At 59.4% G+C, this 25,475-nt stretch carries 22 protein-coding genes; 14 read left to right on the top strand and 8 right to left on the bottom strand.

What is annotated here, in order from left to right; genetic code table 11:
- Positions 1–482: 482 nt before the first annotated feature.
- A complete protein-coding gene (locus tag WLY71_RS12510; protein WP_347803789.1) occupies positions 483–2,576 on the top strand; it encodes an LTA synthase family protein in 2,094 nt (697 codons plus the stop codon).
- 62 nt (positions 2,577–2,638) lie between these two features.
- On the opposite strand, the gene WLY71_RS12505 is transcribed toward WLY71_RS12510, so the two are convergent.
- Positions 2,639–2,797, bottom strand: a complete 159-nt coding sequence (locus tag WLY71_RS12505) for a DUF3309 family protein (RefSeq protein WP_172901242.1) — start codon at positions 2,795–2,797, stop codon at positions 2,639–2,641.
- Between WLY71_RS12505 and WLY71_RS12500 the strand changes: the two genes are divergently transcribed.
- The 4 genes from WLY71_RS12500 (at position 2,790) to csrA (ending at position 4,629) form a co-directional block, all read left to right on the top strand.
- On the top strand, positions 2,790–3,005 hold the full coding sequence (locus WLY71_RS12500; RefSeq protein WP_347803788.1) for a hypothetical protein: 216 nt from the start codon (positions 2,790–2,792) through the stop codon (positions 3,003–3,005). The two genes, WLY71_RS12505 and WLY71_RS12500, sit on opposite strands and share 8 nt — an antisense overlap.
- A 71-nt stretch (positions 3,006–3,076) precedes the next feature.
- Positions 3,077–3,892, top strand: coding sequence for an SDR family oxidoreductase (locus WLY71_RS12495; RefSeq protein WP_347803787.1), 816 nt, complete (start codon positions 3,077–3,079; stop codon positions 3,890–3,892).
- Positions 3,893–3,957: 65 nt separating this feature from the next.
- Positions 3,958–4,290 carry a YnfA family protein gene (locus WLY71_RS12490; RefSeq protein ID WP_347803786.1) on the top strand — a complete coding sequence of 111 codons (333 nt, stop codon included), beginning with the start codon at positions 3,958–3,960 and terminating at the stop codon, positions 4,288–4,290.
- Positions 4,291–4,443: 153 nt separating this feature from the next.
- Complete coding sequence (csrA, locus tag WLY71_RS12485; protein WP_282481278.1) at positions 4,444–4,629, top strand: carbon storage regulator CsrA; 186 nt, start codon at positions 4,444–4,446, stop codon at positions 4,627–4,629.
- 5 nt (positions 4,630–4,634) lie between these two features.
- Here csrA and WLY71_RS12480 read toward each other — a convergent pair whose 3' ends face one another.
- The 5 genes from WLY71_RS12480 to mnmC all read right to left on the bottom strand — a co-directional run bounded on the left by WLY71_RS12480 (position 4,635) and on the right by mnmC (position 12,136).
- Entirely contained in the window at positions 4,635–4,862 is a 228-nt protein-coding gene (locus WLY71_RS12480) for a YheU family protein (RefSeq protein ID WP_025212539.1), read from the bottom strand.
- 289 nt (positions 4,863–5,151) lie between these two features.
- Positions 5,152–6,342 (bottom strand): osmoprotectant NAGGN system M42 family peptidase, encoded by a 1,191-nt coding sequence (locus tag WLY71_RS12475; RefSeq protein WP_347803785.1) that lies wholly within the window; start codon positions 6,340–6,342, stop codon positions 5,152–5,154.
- A 165-nt stretch (positions 6,343–6,507) separates the two neighbouring features.
- Positions 6,508–8,253, bottom strand: a complete 1,746-nt coding sequence (ngg, locus tag WLY71_RS12470) for an N-acetylglutaminylglutamine synthetase (RefSeq protein ID WP_347803784.1) — start codon at positions 8,251–8,253, stop codon at positions 6,508–6,510.
- A 3-nt stretch (positions 8,254–8,256) separates the two neighbouring features.
- Entirely contained in the window at positions 8,257–10,029 is a 1,773-nt protein-coding gene (locus WLY71_RS12465; RefSeq protein ID WP_347803783.1) for an N-acetylglutaminylglutamine amidotransferase, read from the bottom strand.
- A gap of 124 nt (positions 10,030–10,153) precedes the next feature.
- Positions 10,154–12,136, bottom strand: coding sequence for a bifunctional tRNA (5-methylaminomethyl-2-thiouridine)(34)-methyltransferase MnmC2/FAD-dependent 5-carboxymethylaminomethyl-2-thiouridine(34) oxidoreductase MnmC1 (gene mnmC / locus WLY71_RS12460; protein WP_347803782.1), 1,983 nt, complete (start codon positions 12,134–12,136; stop codon positions 10,154–10,156).
- A gap of 253 nt (positions 12,137–12,389) precedes the next feature.
- Between mnmC and pap the strand changes: the two genes are divergently transcribed.
- Positions 12,390–13,913: a polyphosphate:AMP phosphotransferase gene (gene pap, locus WLY71_RS12455; RefSeq protein WP_347803781.1), complete on the top strand. Its 1,524-nt coding sequence runs from the start codon at positions 12,390–12,392 to the stop codon at positions 13,911–13,913.
- A gap of 101 nt (positions 13,914–14,014) precedes the next feature.
- The gene (locus tag WLY71_RS12450; RefSeq protein ID WP_347803780.1) at positions 14,015–15,199 is read left to right on the top strand and encodes a thiolase family protein; all 1,185 of its coding nucleotides are present in this window, start codon (positions 14,015–14,017) and stop codon (positions 15,197–15,199) included.
- Between the two features lie 123 nt (positions 15,200–15,322).
- Here WLY71_RS12450 and WLY71_RS12445 read toward each other — a convergent pair whose 3' ends face one another.
- Positions 15,323–15,517 (bottom strand): DUF6316 family protein, encoded by a 195-nt coding sequence (locus tag WLY71_RS12445; protein WP_347803791.1) that lies wholly within the window; start codon positions 15,515–15,517, stop codon positions 15,323–15,325.
- Between the two features lie 211 nt (positions 15,518–15,728).
- On the opposite strand from WLY71_RS12445, the gene WLY71_RS12440 reads away from it, so the two are divergent.
- Positions 15,729–16,688, top strand: coding sequence for a DMT family transporter (locus tag WLY71_RS12440; protein WP_347803779.1), 960 nt, complete (start codon positions 15,729–15,731; stop codon positions 16,686–16,688).
- A gap of 131 nt (positions 16,689–16,819) precedes the next feature.
- Here the strand turns inward: WLY71_RS12440 and WLY71_RS12435 are convergent, their stop codons facing one another.
- The gene (locus tag WLY71_RS12435) at positions 16,820–18,214 is read right to left on the bottom strand and encodes a class II fumarate hydratase (RefSeq protein WP_347803778.1); all 1,395 of its coding nucleotides are present in this window, start codon (positions 18,212–18,214) and stop codon (positions 16,820–16,822) included.
- Between the two features lie 190 nt (positions 18,215–18,404).
- Between WLY71_RS12435 and WLY71_RS12430 the strand changes: the two genes are divergently transcribed.
- The 6 genes from WLY71_RS12430 (at position 18,405) to WLY71_RS12405 (ending at position 25,474) form a co-directional block, all read left to right on the top strand.
- Positions 18,405–18,929, top strand: a complete 525-nt coding sequence (locus tag WLY71_RS12430; RefSeq protein WP_109633752.1) for a DUF2059 domain-containing protein — start codon at positions 18,405–18,407, stop codon at positions 18,927–18,929.
- A 12-nt stretch (positions 18,930–18,941) separates the two neighbouring features.
- Entirely contained in the window at positions 18,942–19,235 is a 294-nt protein-coding gene (locus WLY71_RS12425; protein WP_347803777.1) for a BolA family protein, read from the top strand.
- A 169-nt stretch (positions 19,236–19,404) separates the two neighbouring features.
- Entirely contained in the window at positions 19,405–20,346 is a 942-nt protein-coding gene (trhO, locus tag WLY71_RS12420) for an oxygen-dependent tRNA uridine(34) hydroxylase TrhO (protein WP_347803776.1), read from the top strand.
- Between the two features lie 3 nt (positions 20,347–20,349).
- Positions 20,350–20,988, top strand: a complete 639-nt coding sequence (locus tag WLY71_RS12415) for a DsbA family protein (protein ID WP_347803775.1) — start codon at positions 20,350–20,352, stop codon at positions 20,986–20,988.
- Positions 20,981–22,798 carry an ABC transporter ATP-binding protein gene (locus WLY71_RS12410; RefSeq protein WP_347803774.1) on the top strand — a complete coding sequence of 606 codons (1,818 nt, stop codon included), beginning with the start codon at positions 20,981–20,983 and terminating at the stop codon, positions 22,796–22,798. Before WLY71_RS12415 ends, WLY71_RS12410 begins: the two co-directional genes overlap by 8 nt.
- A gap of 216 nt (positions 22,799–23,014) precedes the next feature.
- Positions 23,015–25,474: an EAL domain-containing protein gene (locus WLY71_RS12405; protein WP_347803773.1), complete on the top strand. Its 2,460-nt coding sequence runs from the start codon at positions 23,015–23,017 to the stop codon at positions 25,472–25,474.
- Position 25,475: the final 1 nt, after the last annotated feature.

Below are 25,475 nucleotides of genomic sequence, written 5' to 3'. Positions count from 1 at the left end.
GTGGAGGTTCTGCGCAGTGGGCAACCCGGCATGGATGCCGGGTTAGCCGCCCCCGGCCATGGATGGCCGATGGCGGCGGGCCCACGGAGCAGGACCGGAGCGAGGGCATGCCGAGCCTAAGCGAGGCACCGAACGAAAGGGGCAAAAGCGCTTTGGTTACTTTCGCGCTTTTCGAAAGTGACTCGCTGTAAAAGCGAAACCGCCAGCCGCCGTTACCAAAGAAACGGATATGCCCCCAAACTAACCGGCATCAGAAGCAGGCGGACTTTATTTTGTTTCCGAATATACGTTGCACGAAATTTTCACAAAGCCTCCAAGACAATTCGCCCGCGCCAACATCCGGGCAGTAATCAATGGCAATGCGGCGGTTGATCGTGCAACATTTGCGCACCGCGCAAGCCCCGGGGCCGAGAACTGGCCAACAGAGGGCAAGGCGCAGCTGTATTTTTGAAACTTAAACTTCCAATGGGTCCTAAAACGACATGGCAATCCCGGACGCCCTGAATCAGCAGCGAGCTTCTAGTCGCCTGCTGCAACCGACCGTCAAATCGCATCTGGCCTACACGCTGCTGTGTGCCCTGGTCATGATGGTCATGTTCAGCCTGCTGCGCGTTGCGCTGCTGGTTTACAACCGCGAGATGATCCTCGACACCCCGGCCTCGACCTTTCTCGAAGCGTTCGCCAACGGTCTGCGTTTCGACCTGCGCCTGGTGGTCTACCTCAGCATTCCATTGCTGCTGGCGCTGTTCAGTGCACGCGCCATGGCCGCCCGCGCATTCTTCCGTTTCTGGCTGACCATTGCGACAAGCATCGCGCTGTTCCTCGGCCTGATGGAGATGGACTTCTACCGCGAGTTCCACCAGCGCCTCAACGGACTGGTCTTCCAGTATGTGAAAGAAGACCCGAAAACCGTGATGAGCATGCTCTGGTACGGTTTCCCGGTGGTTCGCTACCTGCTGGCCTGGGCCGTGGGCACCTTGATCCTGACCCTGGCGTTCAAGGGCGCCGACCGCGCTACCCGTCCTCGCGGCCCGTTCAGCGGCGGCAGCATTGGCACCCGCCAGATCGCCCCGTGGTATTCGCGCATCGCGGTGTTCGTGGTTTGCTTGCTGGTCTGCGTGGTCGCTGCTCGTGGCACGCTGCGTCAAGGCCCGCCGATGCGTTGGGGTGACGTCTACACCACCGACTCGAACTTCGCCAACCAGTTGGGCCTCAATGGCACCCTGTCGCTGGTCGAAGCGGCCAAAAACCGGATGTCAGAAGATCGCGACAACATCTGGAAGGCCACTCTGCCACAGCCTGAAGCGCAGAAAATCGTGCGTGACATGCTGGTGATGGCGGACGACAAACTGGTGGACACCGAAACCGCAGCCGTACGTCGCGATTACACGCCGCCGGCCGACAAGACCCTGCCGATCAAGAACGTCGTCGTGATCCTGATGGAAAGCATGGCCGGTCACTCGGTGGGCGCCTTGGGCGCACCGGGCAACATCACGCCGTACCTCGACAAACTGTCGAAGGAAGGCCTGATGTTCGACCGCTTCTTCTCCAACGGCACCCATACCCACCAGGGTATGTTCGCCACCATGGCGTGCTTCCCGAACCTGCCAGGTTTCGAATACCTGATGCAGACGCCGGAAGGCAGCCACAAGTTGTCCGGCCTGCCGCAATTGCTCAGTGCCCGTGACTATGGAGACGTGTACGTCTACAACGGCGACTTCGCCTGGGATAACCAGTCGGGTTTCTTCAGCAACCAGGGCATGACCAACTTCATTGGTCGTAACGACTTCGTGAACCCGGTGTTTTCCGATCCGACCTGGGGCGTGTCCGACCAGGACATGTTCGACCGTGGTCTGGTAGAGCTCAAGGCTCGGGAAAACGGCAAGCCGTTCTATGCGCTGCTGCAAACCCTGTCCAACCACACTCCTTACGCCTTGCCGACCCCATTGCCGGTTGAGCGCGTGACCGATCGCGGTAGCCTGAACGAGCATTTGACCGCCATGCGCTATGCGGACTGGGCGCTGGGCCAGTTCTTTGAAAAGGCCCGCAAGGAGCCGTATTTCAAGGAAACCCTGTTTGTGATCGTCGGCGACCACGGTTTTGGCAACGAGCGTCAGATCACAGAAATGGACCTGGGCCGATTCAACGTGCCGATGCTGATGATCGCACCGGGCATCCAGGAAAAGTTCGGCGAGCGAGACCATACCGTGGGCACACAGATCGACATCGTGCCGACCATCGTGGGCCGTATTGGTGGCGAAGTGCGTCATCAGTGCTGGGGCCGCGATTTGCTAAACCTGCCTGAAGGCGACACTGGTTTTGGCGTGATCAAGCCGTCGGGTAGCGAGCAGACCACCGCCATCATCACGGCTGATCAGATTCTGGTGCTGCCGAAGGAAAAGGAAATGGCGCCGAAGATGTACCAGTACGAACTGGGCGCGACACCACACGCCGAGATCGTTCCGAATGCACCGCGTACCGCTGAGCTGAAGCTCAAGCTCGAAGCGTTCCTGCAAACGGCGACCAAGAGCCTGATCGACAATACCGCCGGTGTGGTTGACGGCAAGCCGGACTAAGTCTTGATGCAATAAAAAAAGAGGCCCTTGAAAAGGGCCTCTTTTTTTTGCCGGTTAAACCTTTATATCTTGCCGAGCAATAGCAGGATCAACAGCACCACCAACACGACGCCGATGATACCCGACGGGCCATAACCCCAACTTCTGGAGTGCGGGAACACTGGTAAACCACCAATCAGCAAGAGGATCAGGATTACGATAAGAATTGTGCCCATGTCTATTTCCTTGTTGGAAGTGTTCTGGAATACCTGGCGTTTAACTGTCAGCCGGGATGCTATAAAACCAGGCTGCTTACAAAATCCGACTGTCGCTCATGAAAGAAAATTCCAAGTTTTTTTAATGTTTTTCGAAGAAAGGCTTATTTCGTTTTTAATGAGTCTAGTTGGTTCAGGCGCTGCCACGGTTTGCTCGGGCCATTCAGCAATCTGATGGAGCGTGGGTCGGGCATTGTCCTTCGCTACACTCGACGCATCTTCCCCGGAACAACAAGGCTGTTTGCTATGCAAAATCGCATGATGATCACTGGCGCGGGCTCGGGCTTAGGTCGCGAAATCGCGCTGCGCTGGGCGCGTGAAGGCTGGCAGCTGGCCTTGTCGGATGTCAGCGAACCCGGCCTGCAGGAAACCCTGAAATTGGTTCGCGACGCCGGCGGCGACGGTTTTATCCAGCGTTGCGACGTGCGCGATTACAGCCAGCTGACCGCTTTCGCCCAAGCCTGCGACGAGAAACTCGGTGGCATCGATGTCATCGTCAACAACGCCGGCGTTGCCTCGGGCGGGTTCTTCAGTGAACTGTCGCTGGAAGACTGGGACTGGCAGATCGCGATCAACCTGATGGGCGTGGTCAAGGGCTGCAAGGCCTTCCTGCCGCTGCTGGAAAAAAGCAAAGGCAAGATCATCAACATCGCGTCGATGGCCGCCCTGATGCAAGGCCCGGCCATGAGCAACTACAACGTGGCCAAGGCTGGCGTGGTGGCGTTGTCCGAAAGCCTGCTGATCGAACTGGCGCAGCAGGAAGTGGGCGTGCATGTCGTCTGCCCGTCGTTCTTCCAGACCAACCTGCTGGACTCCTTCCGTGGCCCGACGCCGGCGATGAAAGCCCAGGTCGGCAAGTTGCTGGAAAGCTCGCCGATCACCGCGGCCGACATTGCTGACTACATTTATCAACACGTTGCCGCCGGCGAATTCATGATCCTGCCTCACGAACAGGGCCGCATGGCCTGGGCGCTCAAGCAGAAGAACCCGCAACTGCTCTACGACGAAATGACCGTCATGGCCGACAAAATGCGCGCCAAGGCCAAACAAACCGCAGGTTGAGCTTGCCCTGTGCACAACACCGTCGTTAGGGTGGCCGCCATCGGCCATCCTCGCGAGACGTTTGCATGCTCAATTACCTGTGGTTTTTCCTCGCCGCGCTGTTTGAAATCGCCGGCTGTTTCGCCTTCTGGATGTGGCTGCGCCAGGGTGAAAGCGCCTGGTGGGTCGTGCCGGCTCTGCTCAGTCTGACCTTGTTTGCGCTGCTGCTGACCCGCATCGAAGCGACCTATGCCGGTCGCGCCTACGCCGCTTACGGTGGTATCTACATCATCGCCTCGATCGGCTGGCTGGCGGTGGTCGAGCGGATTCGTCCGCTGGGCTCGGACTGGATCGGTGTGGCGCTGTGTGTGATCGGGGCCAGCGTCATCCTTTTCGGCCCGCGATTCTCCGCTTCCTGAAGGATCGGTCCTTCAATCAATGGATTTGTCAGACGTTTCCTTAGGAAGCGTTCGTGCTGCGCTGTAGGGTGGGACTGATTGTCTGTCAGCGCATTGAAGAGCTGCTGCACGCGAGGCATCTTCAGGGTCCGATAACCCTGAAGGATGAATGTCATGCTTGTACTCAGTCGCGTTGTGGGCGAATTGATTTCCATCGGTGACGACATTTCCGTGCGCATTGTCGCGGTCAACGGCAACACTGTGCGCTTCGGTGTCGAAGCGCCGCAGAACGTCAGCGTGCACCGGGCGGAGGTCTACGACCGCATCCAGGCCAAACGGGCAAAAAACAAAGGGCGCTGAAGACCTCAGTCGAACAGGTGCTTGGGCACATCATGCTTGAGCATCAACTGGCATTGCTCACTGTCCGGATCGAAGACAATCAGCGCCTGGCCCTTGGTCAATGCCTGGCGAACCCGCAGAACACGAGTTTCCAGCGGTGTGTCATCACCGTTGTCCGTACCGTCACGGGTTACGAAATCCTCGATCAGGCGGGTGAGGGTGTCGACTTCAAGTTGGTCGTGGGGGATCAGCATAGGCACCTCGGCTAAACAATGGCGCGATGCTACGGCGGTTGAACGCACAGGACCAGTAGGAGCTGCCGCAGGCTGCGATCTTTTGATCTTTTGATCGTTTGATCGTTTGATCGTTTGATCGTTTGATCGTTTGATCGTTTGATCGTTTGATCGTTTGATCGTTTGATCGTTTGATCGTTTGATCGTTTGATCGTTTGATCTTTTGATCTTTTGATTTTCAGCGATGCAACTGACGCCAGAAGATCAAAAGATCGCAGCCTGCGGCAGCTCCTACGGTTTTGCGTTCGCTTTAGTTATCCGACCGCTGCCCCACCAGACTATCCACCGACGGCACCCGCGTATCGCTTTCCATCTGTGTGTCATGTTCGATCTGATGACTGAACCGGTCCAGCGACCCCTTGGCAGGTTGTGCATCGCTGGCAAACACCGGCGGACTCAGAATATAGGCGCCGAGCAGGCGGCTGAGGGCGGCGAGGCTATCGATGTGAGTGCGTTCGTAGCCGTGAGTGGCGTCGCAGCCGAAGGCGAGCAGGGCGGTGCGAATGTCGTGCCCGGCAGTGACCGCCGAATGGGCATCGCTGAAGTAGTAGCGGAACAGGTCACGGCGCACCGGCAATTCGTTGTCACTGGCCAGGCGCAGCAGATGCCGCGACAGGTGATAGTCGTAAGGCCCGCCGGAATCCTGCATTGCCACGCTCACCGCGTGTTCGCTGGAATGCTGACCCGGCGCGACCGGGGCAATGTCGATGCCGACGAATTCGCTGACGTCCCACGGTAACGCCGCCGCGGCGCCACTGCCGGTTTCCTCGGTAATGGTGAACAGCGGATGACAGTCGATCATCAGCTCTTCGCCGTTGTCGACGATCGCTTTCAGCGCCGCCAGCAATGCGGCAACGCCGGCCTTGTCATCGAGATGACGGGCGCTGATGTGGCCGCTTTCGGTGAATTCCGGTAAAGGGTCGAAGGCGACAAAATCACCGACGCTGATGCCCAGCGAGTCGCAATCGGCACGCGTAGCGCAATAGGCGTCCAGGCGCAGCTCGATGTGATCCCAACTGATCGGCATTTCATCCACGGCGGTATTGAACGCATGCCCGGAAGCCATCAGCGGCAGCACGCTGCCACGGATCACGCCGTTGTCGGTAAACAGGCTGACTCGGCTGCCCTCGGCAAAACGGCTGGACCAGCAGCCGACAGGCGCCAGGGTCAGACGGCCGTTGTCCTTGATCGCGCGAACCGCCGCGCCGATGGTATCGAGGTGAGCGGAGACCGCGCGGTCGGGACTGTTCTTCTTGCCCTTGAGGGTGGCGCGGATAGTGCCGCGGCGGGTCATCTCAAAGGGAATGCCCAGCTCTTCAAGCCGTTCGGCGACATAACGCACGATGGTGTCGGTGAACCCGGTCGGGCTGGGAATGGCGAGCATTTCCAGCAGGACTTTTTGCAGGTAGTTCAGGTCCGGTTCGGGAATTTTGCTGGTCATGGAAACTCCTGATGAGTTGAGGCCATCGATGGTTTCGATGAAGGGAAAGAATCTGTGGTGCCTGTCAGGCCGCCTTCGCGAGCAAGCCCGCTCCCACAGTGGAGTGCGGTCAAATGTGGGAGCGAGCTTGCTCGCGATGGGGCCCAGACAGGCAACACATCAATGTCAGGCCGCCGGCTGACTATGCGGAAACAACAAATCCACAAACCGCTCGGCCGTCGGCTGCGGCTCATGGTTGGCCAACCCGGCACGCTCATTGGCTTCGATAAATACGTATTCCGGTTGATCGGCGGCGGGCACTATCAGGTCGAGTCCGACCATCGGAATATCCAGCGCCCGCGCCGCACGCACCGCCGCATCCACCAACGTCGGATGCAGGATCGCCGTCACATCCTCAAGAATCCCGCCGGTGTGAAGGTTCGCCGTGCGCCGTACGAACAGATGCTCGCCCGCCGGCAGAATGCTGCTGTAGTCGTAACCGGCAGCCTGCAAGGTGCGCTCGGTCTCATGGTCCAGCGGGATTTTGCTTTCGCCGCTGGTAGCCGCCTGACGACGCCGGCTCTGGGCTTCGATCAGCGCACCGATGGAATGCTGACCATCGCCCACCACTTCTGCCGGTCGGCGAATGGCCGCGGCGACCACCTCAAAACCGATCACCAGAATCCGCAAGTCGAGGCCTTCGTGGAAGCTCTCCAGCAGCACTCGACTGTCGAACTGGCGGGCGGATTCGATGGCTTGCTGGACCTCTTCGATGGTCCGTAAATCCACCGCGACGCCATGGCCTTGTTCGCCATCCAGCGGTTTGACCACCACCCGTTCGTGCTCGTCGAGAAACGCCAGATTGTCATCGGCGTTGCCGGCCAGTTGCTGCGATGGCAGGTTCAGGCCGGCGGCCTTGAGCACTTTGTGCGTCAGGCTTTTGTCCTGGCACAACGTCATGCTGATGGCGCTTGTCAGATCGCTGAGTGATTCACGGCAACGTACGCGGCGACCGCCGTGGATCAAGGTGAACAGGCCGGCATCGGCGTCATCGACTTGCACTTCGATGCCGCGACGGTGAGCTTCCTCGACGATGATCCGTGCATAAGGATTGAATTCGGCTTCGGGACCCGGGCCCAGAAACAACGGCTGATTGATGCAGTTTTTGCGCTTGATCGCGAAGGTCGACAGGTTGCGAAACCCCAGCTTGGCGTAAAGACTTTTCGCCTGCCGGTTGTCGTGCAGCACGGACAGGTCCAGGTAACTCAGCCCACGGCTCATGAAGTGCTCGATCAAATGCCGCACCAACACTTCACCGACACCCGGTCGTGAACATTGCGGATCGACCGCCAGGCACCACAGGCTGCTGCCATTTTCCGGATCGTTGAACGCCTTGTGATGGTTGAGGCCCATGACGCTGCCGATGATCGCGCCGCTGTCCTCATCTTCGGCCAGCCAATAGACGGGCCCACCCTGATGACGCGGGGTCAGCAGACTCGCGTCGATCGGCAGCATGCCGCGCAACTGATATAGCTGATTGATCGCCTGCCAGTCCGCATCACTCTGGGCCCTGCGGATGCGAAAACCGCGAAACACCCGAGTCGACTGACGGTAATCACTGAACCACAGGCGCAGGGTGTCGGAGGGGTCGAGAAACAACTGGGCCGGCTCCAGCCCCAGTACTTGCTGGGGGGCAGCCACGTACAGGGCGATGTCGCGTTCACCGGTGTGCTCATTGAGCAGCTCCTGGGCCAGGCTCGCCGCATCCGGGAAGGTATGGCCGATCAGCAACCGGCCCCAACCGCAATGCACGGCGATCGGTGCGGCGCCCAATTCACTGCCGTCTTCGGCCAGGCGTGCCTGCAAGCGTTCGTAAGAGGGCGTCTGACCGCGCAACAAGCGTTGGCTGTAGGCCGTGGCGTGGGGTTTCATCGATCAGATTCCTTGTTCACTGAGCCACAGGTTCAGGGCCGCCAATTGCCACAGTTTGGAACCGCGCAACGGGGTCAATTGACCTTGCGGATCGGTCAGCAGGCGGTCGAGCATCTCCGGTTTGAACAGGCCACGATCCTGACTCGGATCGAGCAGCAGTTCGCGCACCCAGTTCAGCGTATCGCCCTGCAAATGCTTCAGGCCCGGCACCGGGAAGTAACCTTTCTTGCGATCGATCACTTCACTCGGAATCACCAGCCGCGCCGCTTCTTTCAAGACTTGCTTGCCGCCATCCGGCAGTTTGAATTTGCCCGGCACGCGCGCCGACAATTCCACCAGGCGATAGTCGAGAAATGGTGTGCGCGCTTCCAGGCCCCAGGCCATGGTCATGTTGTCGACGCGTTTGACCGGGTCGTCCACCAGCATGATCGTGCTGTCCAGACGCAGGGCTTTATCCACCGCTGCATCGGCGCCGGGCTGTGCGAAATGTTCTTTGACGAAGTCACCGGCGGCGTCATTGGCCGTCAGCCATTTCGGCTGCACGGTGGCGGCGTAGTCGTCGTAGCTACGGTCGAAAAACGCATCGCGATAGGCTGCGTACGGATCTTCGGCACCGTCGACTTGTGGGTACCAGTGATAACCGGCGAACAGTTCGTCTGCACCCTGGCCGCTTTGCACCACTTTGCAATGCTTGGCCACTTCACGGGACAGCAGATAGAAAGCAATGCAGTCATGGCTGACCATCGGCTCGCTCATGGCGCGGAACGCTGCGGGCAATTGCTCGATGATCTCTTTTTCGTCAATGCGCAGTTGGTGATGCTGCGTGCCGTAGTGCTTGGCGATCAGGTCCGAATACTGGAACTCGTCGCCGCGCTCGCCGCCGGCATCCTGGAAACCGATGGAGAAGGTCGACAGGTTTTCAACACCGACTTCACGCAACAGACCGACCAGCATGCTCGAATCGACACCGCCCGAAAGCAGAACACCGACGTCGACCGCCGCCCGTTGACGGATCGCCACCGCGTCACGGGTGCTGTCGAGTACACGGTCGCGCCAGTCTTCGAGTGTCAGATTCATCTCGTCGGCGTGTGGGCCGTAGGGCAGGGTCCACCAGGTTTTCTGTTCGGTGGTGCCATCCGCTTCGATGCGCATCCAGGTCGCCGGTGGCAGTTTTTCGATGCCGGCCAGCAAGGTGCGCGGCGCCGGGACCACGGCGTGGAAATTCAGATATTGATTGAGCGCCACCGGATCGAGGATCGGGTTGATGTCGCCGCCCTTGAGCAGTGCCGGCAGCGTCGAGGCAAAGCGCAGGCGCTGACCGGTGCGCGACAGGTACAGCGGCTTCACGCCGAGACGGTCGCGGGCGATGAACAGGCGTTTAGCGTCGCGCTCCCAAATGGCGAAGGCGAACATGCCGTTGAGCTTGGGTAACAGCGCTTCGCCCCAGGCGTGATAACCCTTGAGCAGCACTTCGGTGTCACCACCGGAATAGAAGGCATAACCGAGGCTTTCAAGCTCAGTGCGCAGTTCAGGGAAGTTGTAGATCGCGCCGTTGAAGGCCAGGGATAAGCCCAGCTGGTTGTCGACCATCGGCTGCGCCGAGCCGTCCGACAGGTCCATGATTTTCAGGCGACGATGGCCCAGGGCAATCGGCCCTTGGGCATGAAAGCCCCATGCGTCAGGGCCGCGAGGGGCTAGGTGATGGGTGATTCGCTCAATGGCTGCAAGGTCTGCAGGTTGATGATCAAAACGTAACTCGCCAGCTAATCCGCACATAAATTCCTTACCGGTTTTTCCGTTGGGGAGGGTCAATCGATACCGCGCCAAAAACGGCGGGTACTCAGAAACTGACCCGGCTGAATCCCCGGAGTTTTAGACCGATAAGTTATAAGGCGAACCGTCAGACTTTTCCGCGGATCAACTGGCGCACGGCGAAACGGTTGGGATGGCAGGCCTCGGCGACCGTTCTGGGCAGGGGCAGCGGTTCGTTTTCGATCCATGCTGCAAGCAGCTCACCCGACAGTGGCGCGGTGATCAGGCCGCGAGAACCGTGGCCGCTGTTGACGTAAAAACCCTCAAGCCAGGGGCAGGGAATGTCCGGCACTTGTCGGGCGTCCTTGCTCAGTACGGCGTAGGCGTCGGCGAACGCTGCTTGCTCGGCCAACGGGCCAACGATCGGCAGGTAGTCCGGACTGGTGCAGCGGAACGCGGCGCGTCCTTCAAGCTGCAGCGGGTCCAGTTCCTGAGCATGCAGTCGCATGGCCAGGTCGGGGGAGATTTCCTCGAGCAAGGCGAGGTTGCCGAGGTGTTCGGCGAGGGTCGGGGTCAGGTCATCGCTCTTGAAGTCGAAGCTGGCGCCGAGGGTGTGTTCGCCCAGTCGAGCCGGTGCCACATAGCCTTCGGCGCAGACGACGGTGGCCAGGCTCTGGCTTTCAGGTGTTTGCGCCAGTCGGGTGATCTGGCCACGAATGCGTTTGAGGGGCAGCTCGGCGCTGTGTGGAAAACGCTTGATCTCGGCGGCGCCGGCCAGGATCACCACGGGGGCACTGGCCAGCAAATCATCACCGTCCCAGGCCTGCCACTGATCATCAACCTTGCGCAGTTCCAGTACATCGCGATGGGGCAGCCACAGGATGTTCGCCGAAGACGCCTGCCAATGGCACAACTCCGGCGGATGAACCCAGCCGCCTTCCGGGAAAAATAACCCGCCGTGTTCCAAGGCGACGCCGGCCTGAGCCTGGGCCTGCGTTTGATCTAGCACGTGCACCAGGTCTGGCGAAAAGGCGGCGGCCAATTGCGCCTGACGCTCGGCTTCCTTGGCGTTGAAGGCCAGTTGCAAGACCCCGCAATCGTCCCAGTCGACGCCCCGTTGCAGATGTTCAAGCAAGCGTCGGGTGTGACCGAAACCACTGACAATCAACTGCGACAACGCGGTGCCATGGGCCGAAAGCTTGAGGTACAGCACGCCCTGTGGATTGCCCGAGGCTTCTTGCGCCAGCGCATCGTGACGCTCCAGCAGACTGACTTGCCAACCCCGCGCCGCGAGACTGGCGGCCGTGGCGCAACCGGCCAGGCCGGCGCCGATCACCATGGCACGACGTTCGCCGGTCAGTGGCGTCGGACGTGCAAACCACGGTTTAGCCAGGGTGGGCACCGGGGCTTCCTCAGGCCAGCCGAGGAACACGCCCTGCAAAATCTCCCATTTGTGGCCGATGCCGGGCGTGCGTTTCATCTTGAAACCTGCCGCGTTCAGCAGGCGGCGCACCCAACCGGTGCTGGTGAAAGTGCTGATGGTCGAGCCGGGGGCCGCCAGACGTGCCAGTTCGGCGAACAGCTCGGCGGTCCACATGTCAGGGTTTTTCGCCGGGGCAAAACCGTCGAGAAACCAGGCGTCAATCTGCGCGTCCAGTTGCGGCAATTGTTCCAGCGCATCGCCGATCAGCAGGGTCAGGGTTACGCGGCCGTTGTCCAGCACCAGGCGCTGGAAGCCTGGGTGGATTGCGATGTATTGCGTCAGCAGTTGATCGGCAAACAGTTTGAGCTCCGGCCATAAGGCCAGGGCACGCTGCAGGTCGGGCAGGCTCAGCGGGTACTTTTCGACACTGACAAAATGCAGTCGTGCTCCGGCCACCGCGTGCTGTTCGAACAACTGCCAGGCGCAAAGGAAATTCAGCCCGGTGCCGAAACCGGTTTCGCCAATCACCAGTCGACCGCCGGCCGGCAACGCGGCAAAGCGTTCACGCAACGCGTTCTGTTCGAGGAACACGTAGCGGGTTTCGTCCAGCCCCGACAGATCGGAAAAATACACATCATCGAACACCCGCGAGCGCGGGAGCCCTTGGTCGTCCCAGTCGAGCTGGGCGTGGGGCAATACAGGTTTCATGGCAGGCTCGGCAACGGCAAGGCGGCCATTCTAGCTGATCGCCGGGACGGTGCTTGATCCATGGCAAGCCTCAGGATGGCGTGCTTGTACAAAATGGTGGTGACCGCAAAAGATCGCAGCCTGCGGCAGCTCCTGCGGGTGTACGCCAATCCCGCGTAGGAGCTGCCGCAGGCTGCGATCTTTTGGCCATTTTTGCATCACCGCAAACCTTGAACTTCCGTTAGTCTTGCTCAATCTGGAAAGGGAGCCCTCCATGTTCGAATCCGCCGAAATCGGTCACGCCATCGACAAAGAAACCTATGAGGCCGAAGTGCCGGCCCTGCGTGAAGCCCTGCTCGAAGCGCAGTTCGAACTTCGGCAGCAGAGCCGTTTTCCGGTGATCATTCTGATCAACGGCATCGAAGGGGCGGGCAAGGGCGAGACGGTCAAGTTGCTCAATGAATGGATGGACCCGCGCTCGATCGAGGTCCGCACCTTCGACCAGCAGACCGACGAAGAGCTGGCGCGGCCACCGGCCTGGCGCTACTGGCGGATGCTCCCGGCGAAGGGTCGCATGGGGATTTTCTTCGGCAACTGGTACAGCCAGATGCTGCAAGGCCGGGTTCATGGCTTGTTCAAGGATCCCAGGCTCGATCAAGGCATCAACGCGGCGGAGCGACTGGAAAAGATGTTGTGCGACGAAGGCGCGCTGATCTTCAAGTTCTGGTTCCACCTCTCCAAGAAACAAATGAAAGCACGGCTCAAGTCCTTGGCAGACGACCCGCTGCACAGCTGGCGCATCAGCCCGCTGGACTGGCAACAATCCCAGACCTACGACAAGTTCGTGAAGTACGGCGAACGTGTGCTGCGCCGCACCAGCCGCGACTACGCGCCATGGCATGTGATCGAAGGCATGGATGCACGCTACCGAAGCCTGGCGGTGGGCAAGATTTTGCTCGAAGGCCTGCAAAGCGCTCTGAATCGGCCCAGGATTCACCCCGTCAAGGTCAGCGCCGCACCCTTGGGCAGCAGCGTCGATCAGTTGAACCTGCTCGATAGCCTCGACATGACCCTGCGCCTGGACAAGGACGATTACGAAGAGCAGTTGATCACCGAGCAAGCTCGGTTTTCCGGACTGATGCGCGACAAACGCATGCGCCGGCACGCTCTGGTGGCGGTGTTCGAAGGCAACGACGCAGCGGGCAAGGGCGGGGCGATCCGGCGGGTTGCCGCAGCGCTGGACCCACGTCTATACAGCATCGTGCCGATCGCCGCGCCCACCGAGGAGGAACGGGCGCATCCGTATCTTTGGCGTTTCTGGCGACATATTCCGGCGCGGGGAAAATTTACCGTGTTCGACCGGTCCTGGTATGGCCGGGTGCTGGTGGAGCGCATCGAAGGCTTTTGCAGCCCGGCGGACTGGTTACGCGCCTACGGTGAAATCAACGATTTCGAAGAGCAGATCGCCGATGCCGGGGTGATCGTGGTCAAGTTTTGGCTGGCCATCGACAAGGAGACCCAGCTGGAGCGTTTCCAGGAACGCGAACAGATCCCCTTCAAGCGTTTCAAGATCACCGAAGATGATTGGCGCAATCGTGATAAATGGGACGCCTACCGGGCGGCGGTCGGTGACATGGTTGATCGCACCAGCACCGAGATATCGCCCTGGACGCTGGTGGAAGCCAATGACAAGCGCTGGGCGCGGGTCAAAGTCCTGCGCACCATCAATCTGGCGCTGGAACAGGCTTTCGAAAAGTCCGACAAACACAACAGGAAAGTGAAGCAGCACAAGAAGTGAGCGATGGTCACGCATACGCGGGGTGAATGATTGTCGCGGTCGGTAATGCAGTGGACTTATGCTCGGTCCACTCTCAACCGACAACAACAATGAGGTATGCCATGCGTGAAGTGGTGATCGTCGACAGCGTGCGGACCGGCCTGGCCAAATCCTTTCGCGGCAAGTTCAACCAGACCCGTCCGGACGACATGGCGGCTCACTGCATCAATGCGCTGCTCGAGCGCACTGGCATTGACCCGGCCAGCGTCGAGGATTGCATCGTCGGCGCCGGCTCCAACGAAGGCGGCCAGGGGTTCAACATCGGTCGCAACGTCGCGGTGCTGTCGCGTCTGGGTACGGGCACTGCCGGTATGACACTCAACCGTTTTTGCTCTTCGGGCTTGCAGGCGATCGCTATCGCCGCCAACCAGATCGCTTCGGGTTGCAGTGACATCATCGTCGCCGGTGGCGTCGAGTCCATCAGCCTGACCATGAAAAGTATCAACACTGACAACCTGATCAATCCGCTGCTTAAAGAGCAGGTGCCAGGCATTTATTTCCCGATGGGGCAGACGGCCGAAATCGTTGCACGTCGTTATAACGTCAGCCGCGAAGAACAGGACCTGTACGCGCTGCAAAGTCAGCAACGTACCGCTCAGGCTCAGGCCGCTGGATTGTTTGACGATGAAATCGTGCCGATGGCGGTGAAGTATCGCGTTGAAGACAAGGCCACCGGTCAGGTGCAGATCCTTGACGGCATCGTCGATCGCGACGACTGCAATCGCCCAGGCACCACCCTGGAAAGCTTGGCGGGATTGAAGCCGGTGTTTGCCGAAGACGGTTCGGTGACGGCGGGCAATTCTTCTCAGCTGTCCGATGGCGCGTCGATGACGCTGGTCATGAGCCTGGAAAAAGCCCTGGAATTGGGGCTGAAGCCGAAGGCATTTTTCCGTGGTTTCACCGTGGCCGGCTGCGAGCCGGATGAAATGGGCATCGGCCCGGTGTTTTCGGTGCCGAAGTTGCTGAAGGCCAAGGGTTTGCAGATTGCCGACATTGATCTGTGGGAACTCAACGAAGCCTTCGCGTCCCAGTGCCTGTACAGCCGCAATCGGCTGGAGATCGATAACGACAAGTACAACGTCAACGGCGGCTCGATTTCCATCGGTCATCCGTTCGGCATGACCGGTTCGCGTCAGGTTGGGCACCTTGTGCGTGAATTGCAGCGGCGTAATCTGCGTTACGGCATCGTCACCATGTGTGTGGGTGGCGGGATGGGCGCGACCGGGTTGTTTGAGGCGGTGCGTTAAATCCCCCAGTTTTTTGTTGCCTGATTAACCGCCTTCGCGAGCAGGCTCGCTCCCACAGGGATCTCGTGTGTGACAGAGATCAAGTGTGGGAGCGGGCCTGCTCGCGAATGGAGGCGCCACGGTCTAAAGGCTCATACGCAAAAGCAGCATCCGCTCGATATAGGCCTGAATCTCCCGCGCCAATTTCTCCGGGTTTTCAAACGGCCCCTCCAGGGTGTTTTCACGGGTGCTGAAATACAACTCCCCATTCACACGACACACCCGGTCACAGCGAAAGTGCGTGGCTGGGGCATTGTCCTGGGCGCGCATGCCGTACATGGCGATCTCCTGAGTGATGTTCCTGCTGGCGAACTCATTGAGCTTATGCATGAACCACTTGCAACGCCTCGCCAACCGATCGACGGCATAGCGCCAAATTAATGATGCGACCTGCACAGTTTCATTCGCGGCCAGCGGCGAACTGTCCCTGTGTGCCGATCAACGCTAAGCCTAGAATGACCTTTCTCGCCACTTGGCTTCGGGGTTCGCCATGCACATTTCATCGGGTCGCTGGGTTTACGGTCTGTTCCTGGCCTTGGTGACCGCGTTGCTGTGGGGAATCCTGCCGATCAAACTCAAGCAAGTGCTGCTGGTGATGGACCCGGTGACGGTGACCTGGTTTCGCTTGATCGTGTCCGGCGGGTGCCTGTTCATTTACCTGGCGGTGACCAGGCGCCTGCCGAGTCGCAAAGTGCTCGGCCCGCGCGGAGGCTGGTTGGTGTTGATGGCGGTGCTCGGCTTGGTGGGCAACTACGTGCTGTACCTGATGGGCCTGAACCTGCTCAGCCCCGGCACCGCGCAACTGGTGGTGCAGATGGGGCCGATCATGTTGCTGATCGCCAGTCTGTTTGTGTTCAAGGAACGGTTCAGCGTGGGGCAGGGGATTGGCCTGCTGGTGCTGCTGATCGGCTTCGCGCTGTTTTTCAATCAGCGCTTGGCCGAGTTGCTCACCTCGCTGACCGATTACACCGCCGGTGTGCTGCTGGTGCTGTTGGCGTCCACGGTCTGGACCTTCTACGCCTTGGGCCAGAAGCAATTGCTCACGGTGTGGAATTCGTTGCAGGTGATGATGGTGATTTACCTGTTCTGCGCGCTGTTGCTGACGCCGTGGGTGCATCCGCTGGAAGCGCTGCAACTGAGTCCGCTGCAAGGCTGGCTACTGCTGGCGTGCTGCATGAACACCCTGATCGCCTATGGCGCGTTTGCTGAGGCTCTGGCCCATTGGGAGGCGTCGCGGGTCAGTGCGACGTTGGCGATTACGCCGTTGGTGACGTTCGCTGCGGTGGCCGTGGCGGCGTGGTTATGGCCGGACTATGTGCACGCCGAGACGATCAACGGTCTGGGTTATGGCGGGGCGGTGCTGGTGGTACTGGGGTCGGCGCTGGTGGCGTTGGGGCCTTCGCTGATTGCCGGGCTCAGGGCCCGAAAGGTGCGGATGGCGGCCAGTTAGACCGCGTTATCGTTCTTCGCGGGCAAGCCACGCTCCCACAGGTTTTGTGTCGATCACAATATCCGGGATCAACACATAACCTGTGGGAGCGTGGCTTGCCCGCGATGACGGAGTGTCAGGCGCCGAAAATCTTAACCCTTGGCACCGGCCTCAAGCATATTCTCAGGCCTTACCCACGCATCAAACTCTTCATCCGTCAGGTAACCTAGCTGCAACGCCGCTTCTCGTAACGTCAGCCCTTCTGCGTAAGCCTTTTTGGCGATTTCCGTCGATTTGTCATAACCAATGTGCGGATTCAGCGCTGTCACCAACATCAACCCACGCTCCAGATGCTCAGCCATTTTCTCTGCATCCGGTTCCAGGCCGGCGATGCAATGCTGTTGGAAGTTGCTGCAGCCATCGCCCAACAGGCGGATCGATTGCAGCAGATTGTGGATGATCACCGGTTTGAACACGTTCAATTGCAAATGGCCCTGACTCGCTGCAAAACCAATGGCGACGTCGTTGCCCAAGACCTGACAAGCCAGCATCGATAGCGCTTCGCACTGAGTTGGATTGACCTTGCCCGGCATGATCGAGCTGCCCGGTTCGTTGGCTGGCAGTTTCACTTCGGCAAAGCCTGCTCGCGGTCCGGAGCCGAGCAGGCGCAGGTCGTTGGCGATTTTCATCAGGGTCACGGCAAGGGTTTTCAACGCGCCGGACAATGTCGTCAGCGGTTCATGGCCAGCCAGGGCGGCAAACTTATTCGGTGCGGTGACGAACGGCAGGCCGGAGAGGGCGGCCAGCTCGGCCGCGATGGCTTCGCCGAAACCATGGGGCGAATTCAGCCCAGTGCCGACGGCGGTGCCGCCCTGTGCCAGTTCACACACGGCCGGCAGCGCGCTGCGGATCGCCCGCTCGGCGTAATCCAGTTGCGCGATGAACGCCGAGAGTTCCTGACCGAAGGTAATCGGCGTCGCGTCCATCATGTGGGTGCGACCGGTCTTGACCAGTTTCATGTGCCGCGCAGACAACTCCGCCAACCCGCCCGACAGTTCTCCGATCGCTGGCAGCAACTGCTGTTGCACAGCCTGGACGGCGGCGATGTGCATGGCGGTCGGGAAGCAGTCGTTGGAGCTTTGAGAGCGATTGACGTGATCGTTGGGGTGGACCGGCGTTTTGCCGCCGCGAGGATTACCGGCCAGTTCGTTGGCGCGTCCGGCGATCACTTCGTTGACGTTCATGTTGCTCTGGGTGCCGCTGCCGGTCTGCCAGACCACCAGCGGAAACTGGTCGTCGTGGCTGCCGTCGAGCACTTCGTCGGCGGCCTGTTCAATCAGCCGGGCGATGTCCGCGGGCAGGTCACCGTTGCGGTCATTGACCCGCGCCGCGGCCTTTTTGATCAGCGCCAGGGCGTGCAGTACCGCCAGGGGCATGCGTTCCTGACCGATGGCAAAGTTGATCAGCGAACGTTGGGTCTGAGCGCCCCAGTAGGCGTCATCCGGGACGTTCACTTCACCAAGGCTGTCGGTTTCGATACGGCTCATCTTGCGCACTCCTGTAGGTCGATAGCGCAGTTTAGGCCGTGATCGCCGGCCGTGGTTCCATCAGTCTGGATTTTGACCGTTCAACCCTCTAAATCAGTCCTGATAAGGCTTGGGGTTGAGTGACACACTTTTTTAGGCGCAGAATGGACGCCCTTGGGGTTTTACCTCGCCTGCTAGAAAAGGAAACTCGATGACTCGTCTTCGTGCCATCTGTACCGCGGTTGCACTGGTTTGCGCCAGCGGCCCTGTTTTTGCCGATACCGCCAGCCACAACGCCAGTGCCGAGGCTTTCCTGACCCTGGCGCACGCTGACAAATTGGGCACCCCGGTGTACATGCAAGTGCAGCAAATGTTCGCTCAGCGCTTTGAACAGACCAAAGCCCCCGAGTCGAAAAAAGCCCTGCTGGAAACCTACCAGGCCAAAGCCAACGCCGCGCTGGACCAAGCCATTGGCTGGAACAAGCTGAAGCCGGACATGGTCAAGCTCTACACCACCAACTTCAGCGAATCCGAGCTGAAAGACCTGGTCGCGTTCTACAAATCGCCACTGGGCAAGAAAGTCCTGGAAAAAATGCCGCAGCTGACTCAGCAATCGGCCCAGATGACTCAAGCCAAGCTGGAAAGCGCAGTGCCTGTGGTCAACAAACTGCTGGCTGACATGACGGCCGAGCTGGAGCCTAAAGGCGCCGCCGCTCCCGCCAAGAAAAAGCCTTAAGCGGAGTTCGGTATGACCATGCAACAACGCATCGAATCGACGCTGGCCCTGTTGCAGCCGCAGCATCTGCAAGTGTTGGATGAAAGCCACATGCACAGCCGTGGGTTGCAGACCCACTTCAAGGCCGTGGTGGTCAGCCAGCAGTTCGAAGGGCTCAACCGGGTCAAGCGTCACCAAAAAGTCTACGGCACGCTCGGCGAGCTGATGGGCGAATTCCATGCGTTGGCGCTGCATACCTACACACCAGAGGAATGGGCACAGATCGACGCGGCTCCCGCCTCGCCAACCTGTGCTGGCGGCAGGTAGGAGCGAGGCTTGCCCGCGAAGGCGTATTCAAGATCGCCTTCGCCGGCAAGCCGTGCTCCTACAGAGAAACATTTATTTTTGCTAGAATCCGCAACGCGCCGCTCACCCGGCGCGTTTTTTTTCGCATCCGGTTCACCCCTTACGAGGGTAGCCACCTGGAGAATCACCCATGACACAACAGATTGTCGTGGCGGCACTGTATAAGTTCGTCACTCTGGAAGATTACGTCGCCCTGCGCGAGCCATTGCTGCAAGCGATGGTCGACAACGGCATCAAAGGCACGCTGCTGATCGCTGAAGAAGGCATCAACGGCACCGTGTCCGGCAGCCGCGAAGGCATCGACGGGCTGATGGCCTGGCTCAAGAACGATCCACGCATGGACGACATCGACCACAAAGAGTCGTACTGCGACGATCAGCCGTTCTATCGCACCAAAGTCAAACTCAAGAAAGAAATCGTCACCCTCGGCGTTGAAGGCGTGGACCCCAACAAAAAGGTCGGCACCTACGTCGATCCAGAGAACTGGAACGCCTTGATCAGCGATCCTGAAGTGCTGTTGATCGACACCCGCAACGACTACGAAGTCTCGATCGGCACCTTTGAAGGCGCCATCGACCCGAAGACCACCAGTTTTCGCGAATTCCCCGACTACATCAAAGCCAACTTCGACCCGGCCGTGCACAAGAAAGTCGCGATGTTCTGCACCGGCGGCATTCGTTGTGAAAAGGCCTCGAGCTACATGCTCAGCCAAGGCTTCGACGAGGTTTATCACCTCAAGGGCGGCATCCTGAAGTACCTCGAAGAGGTGCCGCAGGAAGAAACCAAATGGCAGGGCGACTGCTTCGTGTTCGATAACCGCGTGACCGTTCGTCCCGACCTCAGCGAAGGCGACTACGATCAATGTCATGCCTGTCGTACACCGATCAGCGTCGAAGACCGCACATCCGAGCACTATGTGGCCGGCATCAGTTGCCCGCATTGCTGGGATACGCTCAGCGAGAAAACCCGCCGCAGCGCCATTGATCGGCAGAAGCAGATCGAACTGGCCAAAGCGCGCAACCTGCCTCATCCGATCGGCTACAACTACAAGCAAACTCCTTCCGAGGCTTGAATCATGTCTGCACAACGCCTGCTCTATGTGATGGACCCGATGTGTTCCTGGTGCTGGGGCTTTGCGCCAGTCGCCAACGCGCTGGTCGAGCAGGCGCAGGCGGCGGGTGTGGACGTGCACTTGGTGGTGGGTGGTTTGCGCACCGGCAGTGGTTCGGCGCTGGAGCCGACCACCCGGCGCTACATTCTTGAACATTGGCAGGCGGTCACCAAGGCCACCGGCCAGCCGTTCAAAATCGAAGGGGCGTTGCCTGATGGCTTTGTGTACGACACCGAACCTGCCTGTCGGGCGTTGGTGACCGCACGCAGCCTGGCCCCGGATTGCGCGTGGAAACTGCTCGGGCTGATTCAGCACGCGTTTTACGCCGAAGGTCGAGATGTCACGCACGCCAGTGTTCTGGTGGAACTGGCGGAGCAAGCCGGTCTACCGCGCATCGAGTTCGCCGCTGCGTTCGACCGTGCCGATCAACACGCCGCGACGGCTGGCGATTTCACCTGGGTCCAGGACCTGGGCATTGCCGGTTTCCCTACATTGCTGGCTGAGCGTGATGGTCAACTGGCGCTGTTGACCAATGGCTATCAGCCTCTCAGCGTATTGTCTCCGTTGCTCGGCCGCTGGCTGGAGCGCGCTGCCTGTGCATGATCTGCCCGACGACGCCCCAACCGCTACACGTGTCGACCGTCTGAGCTGGGTGGAAATCCGCCGCCTGGCGCTGCATCACAAGAAATCCCTGTGGATTGCCAACGGCGTGGCGGTGCTGGCAACCCTGTGCAGCGTGCCGATCCCCTTGCTCTTGCCGTTGCTGGTCGACGAAGTGCTGCTGGGCCACGGCGACACCGCGCTGAAGATCATGAACCACGCGTTGCCCGAAAACTGGCAGAAAGCCGCGGGTTACATCGGCCTTATGTTGCTGGTGACGCTGGGTCTGCGTTGCGCCGCTTTGCTGTTCAACGTCGTACAGGCGCGGTTGTTCGCGGCGCTGGCCAAGGACATCGTGTACCGCATTCGCCTGCGGCTGATCGACCGGCTCAAGCGTATTTCGCTGAGTGAATATGAAAGCCTGGGCAGCGGCACGGTCACTACCCACCTGGTAACCGACCTGGACACGCTGGACAAATTCGTTGGCGAAACCCTCAGTCGTTTCCTCGTGGCCATGCTGACCCTGGTCGGCACCGCCTCCATCCTGATGTGGATGCACTGGAAGCTGGCGTTGCTGATCCTGCTGTTCAACCCGTTGGTGATCTACGCCACGGTGCAGTTGGGCAAGCGGGTCAAGCACCTGAAGAAACTCGAGAACGACAGCACCTCGCGTTTCACCCAGGCACTCACCGAAACCCTCGATTCCATTCAGGAAGTACGCGCCGGCAATCGTCAGCGCTTTTTCCTCGGGCGCCTGGGTCAACGCGCCCGGGAAGTACGCGATTACGCGGTGATCTCGCAGTGGAAAACCGATGCCTCGAACCGTGCAAGCGGCTTGCTGTTCCAGTTCGGCATCGATATTTTCCGTGCGGCGGCGATGCTCACTGTGCTGTTTTCCGACCTGTCCATCGGCCAGATGCTTGCGGTGTTCAGCTACCTCTGGTTCATGATCGGCCCGGTGGAACAACTGCTGAATCTGCAATACGCCTACTACGCCGCCAGCGGCGCGCTGTCGCGGATCAACGAGTTGCTGGCCCGGGCCGATGAGCCTGAATATCCGGGCGGAGTGGACCCGTTCAACGGTCGCGAAACCGTTGGCATCGAAGTCCAGGGATTGAGTTTCGGCTACGGCGACGAACTGGTGTTGAATCAGATGGACCTGTCGATCGCTCCCGGTGAGAAAGTCGCGATCGTGGGTGCCAGCGGCGGTGGCAAAAGTACCCTGGTGCAGTTGCTGCTGGGCTTGTACACGCCGCTCGCCGGGACGATCCGTTTCGGCGGCTCGACCCAGCAGGAAATCGGTCTGGAAACCGTTCGGGAAAATGTCGCCGTGGTCCTGCAACATCCGGCGCTGTTCAACGACACCATCCGCGCCAACCTGACCATGGGCCGCGAACGCAGCGACGAAGCCTGCTGGCAGGCTTTGGAGATTGCTCAGTTGCACCACACGGTGAGTGAGTTGCCCAACGGCCTGGACAGCATCGTCGGACGTTCCGGCGTGCGGTTATCCGGCGGGCAGCGTCAACGCCTGGCGATTGCGCGGATGGTCCTGGCCGAGCCCAAGGTGGTGATCCTCGACGAAGCCACCTCGGCACTGGATGCCGCCACCGAATACAACCTGCACCAGGCGCTGGCGCGGTTCTTGAGCAACCGCACCACGCTGATCATTGCGCACCGGTTGTCCGCGGTGAAGCAGGCTGATCGGGTGCTGGTGTTTGATGGCGGACAAATTGCCGAGGATGGCGACCATCAGCAATTGATTGCTGATGGGGGGTTGTACGCCAAGCTTTATGGGCATTTGCAGCAGCACTAGCCAATGCGCACAGCCTCTTTTTCCGACGATGCCCGTTTTGAAGTGAGTAGATGCGCCTTCCTTTGTTTGTCTGCTGCGCTCCAAAAAAACAGCGACTTATAGACACTTCCCCACAGCGGGAGCGGCTACTCGCTTGCCGGGATCAAGAACGCACCCTAGTCTAGCTGTAGCGATCACGTTGGATGATGATCTGGCAGTGCTAAAACAAGGGACCTCATGAATCAAGCGCGGACTCTCGGAACGCCACGGTTGTTGGGCATCGTCTGGCCATTTATTGCCGTCGTGTTATTTCAAGCCTTGCTGGGTGGTGTCAGCCTGTATGTTCTGTCGGCGGTTCGCGGCTACGTTGCCGGTGAAAGCCTGTGGTCCAAAGGCCAAAAAGACGCCATCTATTACCTCAATCTCTACGCCGACAGCCGCGACGAGACGATTTTCCTCAAATATCAGTACGCCATTGCCGTACCGCAGGGGGGCCACGAGTTGCGTGTGGCGCTGGATCATCGGCCACCTAATATCGAAGCGGCACGGGTGGCGATCCTCAAGGGAGGTAACCACCCGGATGACGTCTCCAGTGTGATCTGGCTTTACCTCAATTTCCGGCATTTCAGTTACCTCGAAAAAGCTATCGACCTTTGGACGGTGGGCGACGCGTACCTGGTGCAACTCGATGACGTTGCGAAGGAAATGCATCAGCACATTCCTGTCAATCAGGCCGCCGAGGTTGACATCAAGCGCTGGAAAGACCAGATATTCGCCATCAACGAGGGTGTGACACCGGCGGCGAAAGCCTTCAGCGATGCCTTGGGCGAAGGTTCACGGGTGATCCTGCGGCTGCTGCTGGTGACCAACCTCGCCACCGCCCTGGGCTTGATTGCGCTGGCCTTGATGCGCACCCACAAACTGCTCAAGCACCGCAATGCGTTCGCCGAGGCCCTGCAGTTGGAGAAGGACCGGGCGCAGATCACCCTTCAATCGATTGGCGATGGCGTGATCACCACGAATGTCGAAGGCGCGATCGCCTACATGAACCCGGCCGCCGAGGCGTTGACTCACTGGAAGGCCGAGCAGGCGACGGGTTTGCCGCTGGCGGCGCTGTTCAATCTGCTGGACGAGAACGCTCAGGCCGATGGCTTCACGTTGATCGAGCACATTTTGAGCGGACAGCTGAGCGGTGGCAGCGAACACTCAAAACTGATCCAGCGCCTGGATGGCAGCACGGTTTCGGTTACCCTGGTCGGTGCTCCGATCCGCAACGCCGGCAAGGTCAGCGGCACGGTGCTGGTGCTGCACGACATGACCCAGGAGCGACAGTACATTGCCAATCTGTCCTGGCAGGCGACCCATGACGCCTTGACCGGGCTCGCCAACCGCCGCGAGTTCGAATATCGCCTGGAGCAGGCGCTGCACATCCTGGCGCGGCAGTCGGGGCGCCATGCCTTGATGTTCCTCGATCTGGATCAGTTCAAACTGGTCAACGATACCTGCGGCCACGCGGCGGGTGACGAGCTGCTTCGGCATATCTGTGCGTTGCTGCAATCCGGTTTGCGCGAAGGCGATACCCTGGCCCGCCTGGGTGGCGACGAGTTTGGCATCCTGCTGGAGAACTACGCCCCGGAAGCCGCCGAAAAAATCGCCGAAGGCCTGCGTCAGACCGTGCAGAACCTGCACTTCGTCTGGAAAGGCCGACCATTCGTGACCACTGTGAGCATCGGGCTGGTTCACATCGCTCAGAATCCGACCACTCTCGAAGCCTCGCTGCGCGCTGCCGACATGGCCTGCTACATGGCCAAGGAAAAGGGCCGCAATCGGGTTCAGGTCTATCACGCCGACGATTCGGAACTGTCCCTGCGCTTCGGCGAGATGGCTTGGGTACAGCGTTTGCACATGGCGCTGGAAGAAGACCGCTTCTGTCTGTACGCCCAGGAAATCGCGCCCCTTGGTCATATCGAGAAGGGCGGTGGACATATCGAAATTCTGTTGCGCCTGCATGACGAAGCCGGACGCATGATTTTGCCCGACAGTTTTATTCCGGCTGCTGAGCGTTATGGTCTGATGACGTCCCTTGACCGCTGGGTTGTACAGAACGTTTTCAAAATTATTGCCCAATGCATAGCCGAGCAGCACAAAGGACCATTGGCCATGTGTGCGATTAATCTGTCAGGCACAACTATCGGAGATGAGGCGTTTCTGCACTTCCTGCGTGAACAGTTTGTTACTTACTCCATACCGCCTGAAATGATTTGTTTTGAAATCACTGAAACCAGTGCCATTTCCAATCTCGGAAGTGCAATCAGATTTATTAATGAACTCAAAGGTTTAGGTTGCCATTTTTCACTGGATGACTTTTGCGCCGGAATGTCCTCATTCGCATACTTGAAACATTTACCTGTAGACTTCTTGAAGATCGACGGGAGTTTCGTAAAGGATATGCTGGACGACCCGATTAACCGCGCCATGGTCGAAGTGATCAATCACATCGGTCATGTTATGGGTAAGCGTACGATTGCCGAGTTTGTTGAAACACCCCAGATCGAGCAGGCATTGCTGGAGATCGGGGTGGATTACGCTCAAGGGTATGTTATTGAACGCCCGCATTTGTTTACCTGCGACAGTTTACAAAGTCGTCCAGCCAGGCCTCAGCCTTTGTTATTCAAGGCGCCTGGCACGTTCCGTTGAA

Origin of the sequence: Pseudomonas rossensis (assembly GCF_039888995.1) — a bacterium.
Classification (GTDB): Bacteria; Pseudomonadota; Gammaproteobacteria; order Pseudomonadales; family Pseudomonadaceae; genus Aquipseudomonas; species Aquipseudomonas rossensis.
The sequence above is the reverse complement of the archived record's forward strand: the minus strand, read 5'-3'. Positions and strand labels throughout refer to the sequence as shown.

Coding starts and splice junctions, on each gene's coding strand:
- trhO (WP_347803776.1), top strand. CDS start 19,405: ATGACACAACAGATTGTCGTGGCGGCACTGTATAAGTTCGTCACTCTG.
- WLY71_RS12405 (WP_347803773.1), top strand. CDS start 23,015: ATGAATCAAGCGCGGACTCTCGGAACGCCACGGTTGTTGGGCATCGTC.
- WLY71_RS12490 (WP_347803786.1), top strand. CDS start 3,958: ATGCTCAATTACCTGTGGTTTTTCCTCGCCGCGCTGTTTGAAATCGCC.
- WLY71_RS12510 (WP_347803789.1), top strand. CDS start 483: ATGGCAATCCCGGACGCCCTGAATCAGCAGCGAGCTTCTAGTCGCCTG.
- WLY71_RS12425 (WP_347803777.1), top strand. CDS start 18,942: ATGACCATGCAACAACGCATCGAATCGACGCTGGCCCTGTTGCAGCCG.
- WLY71_RS12440 (WP_347803779.1), top strand. CDS start 15,729: ATGCACATTTCATCGGGTCGCTGGGTTTACGGTCTGTTCCTGGCCTTG.
- WLY71_RS12465 (WP_347803783.1), bottom strand. CDS start 10,029: ATGTGCGGATTAGCTGGCGAGTTACGTTTTGATCATCAACCTGCAGAC.
- pap (WP_347803781.1), top strand. CDS start 12,390: ATGTTCGAATCCGCCGAAATCGGTCACGCCATCGACAAAGAAACCTAT.
- WLY71_RS12500 (WP_347803788.1), top strand. CDS start 2,790: ATGTCTATTTCCTTGTTGGAAGTGTTCTGGAATACCTGGCGTTTAACT.
- mnmC (WP_347803782.1), bottom strand. CDS start 12,136: ATGAAACCTGTATTGCCCCACGCCCAGCTCGACTGGGACGACCAAGGG.
- ngg (WP_347803784.1), bottom strand. CDS start 8,253: ATGAAACCCCACGCCACGGCCTACAGCCAACGCTTGTTGCGCGGTCAG.
- WLY71_RS12415 (WP_347803775.1), top strand. CDS start 20,350: ATGTCTGCACAACGCCTGCTCTATGTGATGGACCCGATGTGTTCCTGG.
- WLY71_RS12435 (WP_347803778.1), bottom strand. CDS start 18,214: ATGAGCCGTATCGAAACCGACAGCCTTGGTGAAGTGAACGTCCCGGAT.
- WLY71_RS12450 (WP_347803780.1), top strand. CDS start 14,015: ATGCGTGAAGTGGTGATCGTCGACAGCGTGCGGACCGGCCTGGCCAAA.
- WLY71_RS12480 (WP_025212539.1), bottom strand. CDS start 4,862: ATGCTGATCCCCCACGACCAACTTGAAGTCGACACCCTCACCCGCCTG.
- WLY71_RS12495 (WP_347803787.1), top strand. CDS start 3,077: ATGCAAAATCGCATGATGATCACTGGCGCGGGCTCGGGCTTAGGTCGC.
- WLY71_RS12475 (WP_347803785.1), bottom strand. CDS start 6,342: ATGACCAGCAAAATTCCCGAACCGGACCTGAACTACCTGCAAAAAGTC.
- csrA (WP_282481278.1), top strand. CDS start 4,444: ATGCTTGTACTCAGTCGCGTTGTGGGCGAATTGATTTCCATCGGTGAC.
- WLY71_RS12445 (WP_347803791.1), bottom strand. CDS start 15,517: ATGTACGGCATGCGCGCCCAGGACAATGCCCCAGCCACGCACTTTCGC.
- WLY71_RS12430 (WP_109633752.1), top strand. CDS start 18,405: ATGACTCGTCTTCGTGCCATCTGTACCGCGGTTGCACTGGTTTGCGCC.